A 4,396-nucleotide genomic window follows, 5' to 3' on the forward strand; every position below is an offset into this window, starting at 1 on the left:
CTCCGTGACTGCGGAAATCTGATCTGCCGTTACGCCCATATTGAGCGCCAATGTCATTGCCTGCCGGATAACGTCGTCGTCAATGACATATTTACGCTTCATCACGTCAACGCTTGCGGAAATCTCTTAGCGCATTTTTGCCGATGCCACACCAGCACCGCGCAAGGCAGAGTTGAACCGCATGGTTTGCTGTTCAGCCTCTGCCGCCATTCTCACGAGCCTCTGGATAAAATAGACCGCCACCGCGGCGCTCCCAGCAGCGCCCAGCATGCCCAGCGCCCCCATCGCTGCGCCCTTCATCCGGCTGAAAATGGTTACAGTCTTCTCCGTCTCTTTCCGTGCCGCCTGCAGTCCGGCGTTCAGCTTCGTGTTGTCGGTTCTCAGTTCAACAAATGCTTCTGCTAAGTAGAACCGCACAAAGATTCACGCGGCTTGTTTCAACTCCTGATCGTCATGATCGAACATGAATCCCATCTTCCCACGCTGGCCGTTGATGTCGCGGATGCTTTTCCGGAACGACGACACCAGGTCCGCCATCGTCTCGAACAGCACGTTGGCGATCGCCGTGCGTTTCAGATGGCCCCACAGTCGCTCGATCAGGTTCAGGCTCGGACAATACGGCGGCAGCCAGTAAATCTCCAGCTCATCGCGATGCGCCGCCAGCCATTGGTTTACCGCCTTGGTGCAGTGGAATCGGCCGTTGTCGCAGACCAGGCGCACCTTCCGGCCGGCGTATGCGGTGATCAACGCGATCAGGAACGTGATGAAGTGCGTGCCGCTTTTGCTGTCGGCGAGGGTGTAGGTGATCCGTCCGGTCTTGTAGTCCACGCCGCCGTAGACGACCTGCTTTTCGTTTTGTCCCGGCGCGGGAATCTCCGGCTGCGATCCGATCGGTGCCCACATTCGCGTCAGCGTCGGATGACGATGAATCTCAACCTCGTCCTGAAACACCAGTGCCTCGGCGGCGTTCTTCCTCAACGCTTTTTTTTCATGATCTTCAGTTCGGCTTTCGCCTGGTCGTGCGCGGCTTCGTCGCGCTTGCCCTTCATCGTGTGCTTGGGGCGCTGGAACGAGATTCGATTGCGATGCAGCAGCCGGCTGAGCTGGTCGTCGCTGAAGCTGATGCCGGTGATTTTCTTCAAGTGCGCGGCGAGCCGAAGCACCGACCAATTCGAGAATCCATATCCAAGCGTGAGCGGATTGACATTCACCGCATCGCGCATGGCCCGGAGATACTCCGGTGTGGCCCGCGAAGGCCGGCCGGTCGGCTTGACCGGATGCAGCGCCGAGGCGCCGCCCTTGCGGTACAAACGTCGGACGCGGATGACGGTGTCGGGCGTGACGCCAAGTTCCTCGGCGATGGACGCGATCGTCTCGCGGGAGTCGGATTTGAGGATAATCAGGCAGTTTCGGAAGACCACTTTCGACTTGCTGGAGAAGCGAAGGCGATCCAGTTCGTCCCATTGCTCGTCGGCGAGCGTGATTCCACGACCCATGCGAACCTCCCGGCAGCTCCGCTGCCAGGAAATTCATCGACCAATTGTGACTGGTTAGAAGAAACATTTTGCGGTTCTACTTAGCCCCCCACCAATTATTTGGAGCATCGTAATCAAGAATTAAGTCAGGTAAGTGACTTCCTTGAGCTAACGCAAGTGCGTCTTGATAGCTCCACTTCCCAGTAGCCATGGCTACCATGTAGGTCGTGTAGAAATGACCTGCGGGAAATGAAACGGGGACGCAGCTAGTTTTTCCACCAGGATCGTTTATTTCCCCTTGCCATGCCGGCAAAGCTAACAGAAACCAAGCTGACAAACTAGCTGCGTCGTGCGCCGTGATCAAGGGTGTTGGAATCCAGCGGGTGAAAGTCCCGTCCGGGAAATAGTCATTGCACCCGGTAGTAATCGAGACGGCTGTGTAGGCAACCAAACAGCTGAAGCTCTCGATGCAAGGGGCTGTTTCAGCAGTTCAGCGAGCATGCAGGCCGGAACGGAAGTGAATCGCCGATGAGGCCCCGAAACAGTTGATGTGGAAGCCGACCCAGCGACGTAATGGGGAAGGCCGCCGCTGTCTGGTTTCAAAGCCGGCGTCATGGCTGGCAAATGACAATGGATCAGACGGCTCCACCGGGGTAGAGGCGACGGCATGCATGCAAGGATTCCGACATCAACACGGGAAGTCCCGGCGATGAACGTCATCCCTGACGTTCAACTGGCGGCCCGCGAGGGCATGAGCCGGGTCGTCTGGGATGGCGGAAAGGTCCGTAGTACCGCTGAAGCGGGTAATGACCGCTGAGAGAAGGGACCTTGGTTGAAGAAGTAGCGAAGGAACCGGCAAAGGACAGCAGGAGATTGGCGATGAGCCTAACCCCTCCGGAAACAGTTCAGAAGCTGCGGAACTCGCTGCATGCCAAAGCGAAGGGATCACCGGGCTACCGGTTTTATGCCCTGTACGACAAGGTGTACCGCGCGGATGTGCTGGCCCACGCCTACGACTGCTGTAAATCCAATAAGGGAGCGGCGGGAGTGGACGGCCAGACGTTCGAGGACATCGAGAAGTACGGGCTGGATCGATGGCTGGGTGAACTCCAGAAAGAGCTGAAGGACAAGTCGTATCGTCCCTCGGCGGTGCGTCGGGTGTTTATTCCCAAGCCCGACGGCAAGCAAAGACCCCTGGGAATCCCAACGATCAAGGATCGCGTGGCGCAAATGGCGGCGGTGCTGGTGCTCGAACCGATCTTCGAGACGGACCTGCCGCCCGAGCAATACGCGTATCGACCCCGGCGCAGCGCCCTGGACGCGGTCAGCCACGTCCAGACGCTGCTGCAATCGGGGCACTGTCAGGTGGTGGATGCAGACCTGAGCGGATACTTCGACAGCATTCCGCACGCCGAGCTTCTGAAATCACTGGCCCGCCGCATCAGCGACGGGGCGATGATGCACATCCTGAAGTTGTGGTTGTGCATGGCGGTGGAAGAGGAAGACGAGCGTGGCCGGAAGCATCGGACCACCCGCAATCGGGACGAAGGGAAAGGCACGCCGCAGGGTGCTCCGATCTCTCCGCTGCTGAGCAACCTGTACATGCGTCGATTCGTGCTGGGCTGGCAGTCGCTGGGCCACCAGAAGCGTCTCAAGGCGTTTGTCGTCAACTACGCCGATGATCTGGTCATCTGCTGTCGCGGCAGTGCCGACAAGGCGCTGGTCGCGATGCGTGAGATGATGTCACGGCTGAAACTGACGGTGAATGAGACCAAGACGCGGGTCTGCGCCGTGCCGCAGGAGACGTTCGACTTTCTGGGGTACACGTTTGGCCGGTTGTGGTCGCGCAGGACAGGCGGCGCCTATCTGGGCGTCTGTCCATCGAAGAAGCGAATCGCTCGCCTCTGCGAAAAGGTGACCGAAACAACCGACCGGCGCAGTACGTCCCGGCCCGTGGCGGAGGTGGTGATCGACCTGAACCGGATGTTGTCGGGCTGGTCGAACTACTTCAGCCTCGGGAGTGTCAGCCGAGCCTACCGAACCGTGGACAACCACGTCGGACACAGGCTGAGGATGTGGCTCAACGCCAAGCACAAGGTTCACTGTGTCGGCAGGAAGCGATTCGCCGACGCAGCGACACTCGACCGGCTGGGCGTGTTCTGCCTGCAAAAGCGGAAAGGGAGTCTCCCGTGGGCGAAAGCATGAAGTTCTTCTCCGAGAGCCGGATGCGGGAAATCCGCACGTCCGGTTCGATGAGCGGGACGTGGAAACGGAGCATGGTTGAGCTATTGAGGCACCGGTCGACGAAAGGCCGGAAACGGATAGGCTCAGTCCAAACCACCGCGCCACGTCTCGACTCTACCCCGTTCATTTCCAGCTGCGTCCCCGTTCATTTCCCCTGCCGCGAGACGTCCGCCCGCACAGCCGTGGCGTAGTCCAGATGGCGAGTGCCCCAAAACAGGTGGCTCGGCATCTTGCGAGGATCGGTATCGCCGAAACTGTCGAACACGTTCGCCTCTTGCTGCATAACGGACCATCGTTCACTGGCCGGGGCCGACGACCAGCGATGGAAATCGCAGAACCGTTCCGGCCCCGGTCCAGTGCAGCGAATGGTTAGCCCGCACGGTGCCGCCATCGAAACACGGCATTCACCAGCAACGTGCCGTGAGCATGGTGATCGACGAACCAGCCGAGCGGGAAGAACAGTACCACAACTGCGATGAGATTCTGCCACCATGCCAGCGGCCAGAGCACGTTGATCGCGACGCACGCCGCCGCAATGAGAGCGGCCAGATAGCACGTGTTCACGATCGCGCACCAGTTGCCGTAATCGATGCCGGCGATCTTGGACGTTCGAGGGTCCATGTGCGGGCTAACGGACCAGCATTGAACGGCCGGCCGGGCGCTCGACCGTCTTTCGA

The 4,396-nt window shown here is 59.5% G+C and carries 6 protein-coding genes; 2 read left to right on the forward strand and 4 right to left on the reverse strand.

Features of this window, described 5'->3' with window-relative positions; genetic code table 11:
- Positions 1 to 126 precede the first annotated feature (126 nt).
- The 3 genes from IT444_12335 to IT444_12345 are packed head-to-tail and all read right to left on the reverse strand — an operon-like array spanning position 127 to position 1,496.
- Positions 127 to 417 (reverse strand): hypothetical protein, encoded by a 291-nt coding sequence (locus IT444_12335; GenBank protein MCC7193557.1) that lies wholly within the window; start codon positions 415 to 417, stop codon positions 127 to 129.
- 6 nt (positions 418 to 423) lie between these two features.
- On the reverse strand, positions 424 to 978 hold the full coding sequence (locus IT444_12340) for an IS630 family transposase (protein MCC7193558.1): 555 nt from the start codon (positions 976 to 978) through the stop codon (positions 424 to 426).
- On the reverse strand, positions 975 to 1,496 hold the full coding sequence (locus IT444_12345; GenBank protein ID MCC7193559.1) for a winged helix-turn-helix domain-containing protein: 522 nt from the start codon (positions 1,494 to 1,496) through the stop codon (positions 975 to 977). Before IT444_12345 ends, IT444_12340 begins: the two co-directional genes overlap by 4 nt.
- A gap of 646 nt (positions 1,497 to 2,142) precedes the next feature.
- Between IT444_12345 and IT444_12350 the strand changes: the two genes are divergently transcribed.
- On the forward strand, positions 2,143 to 2,292 hold the full coding sequence (locus tag IT444_12350) for a hypothetical protein (GenBank protein ID MCC7193560.1): 150 nt from the start codon (positions 2,143 to 2,145) through the stop codon (positions 2,290 to 2,292).
- 62 nt (positions 2,293 to 2,354) lie between these two features.
- On the forward strand, positions 2,355 to 3,680 hold the full coding sequence (ltrA, locus tag IT444_12355) for a group II intron reverse transcriptase/maturase (GenBank protein ID MCC7193561.1): 1,326 nt from the start codon (positions 2,355 to 2,357) through the stop codon (positions 3,678 to 3,680).
- A 408-nt stretch (positions 3,681 to 4,088) separates the two neighbouring features.
- Here ltrA and IT444_12360 read toward each other — a convergent pair whose 3' ends face one another.
- Positions 4,089 to 4,340, reverse strand: a complete 252-nt coding sequence (locus IT444_12360) for a hypothetical protein (GenBank protein MCC7193562.1) — start codon at positions 4,338 to 4,340, stop codon at positions 4,089 to 4,091.
- Between the last annotated feature and the right edge of the window lie 56 nt (positions 4,341 to 4,396).

The organism is Phycisphaeraceae bacterium, from assembly GCA_020851465.1.
Taxonomy (GTDB): Bacteria; Planctomycetota; Phycisphaerae; order Phycisphaerales; family Phycisphaeraceae; genus JADZCR01.

Excerpts from the sequence above, each read along its gene's own strand:
- IT444_12345 (MCC7193559.1), bottom strand. The coding sequence starts at position 1,496 with ATGGGTCGTGGAATCACGCTCGCCGACGAGCAATGGGACGAACTGGAT.
- IT444_12350 (MCC7193560.1), top strand. The coding sequence starts at position 2,143 with ATGCATGCAAGGATTCCGACATCAACACGGGAAGTCCCGGCGATGAAC.
- ltrA (MCC7193561.1), top strand. The coding sequence starts at position 2,355 with ATGAGCCTAACCCCTCCGGAAACAGTTCAGAAGCTGCGGAACTCGCTG.
- IT444_12360 (MCC7193562.1), bottom strand. The coding sequence starts at position 4,340 with ATGGACCCTCGAACGTCCAAGATCGCCGGCATCGATTACGGCAACTGG.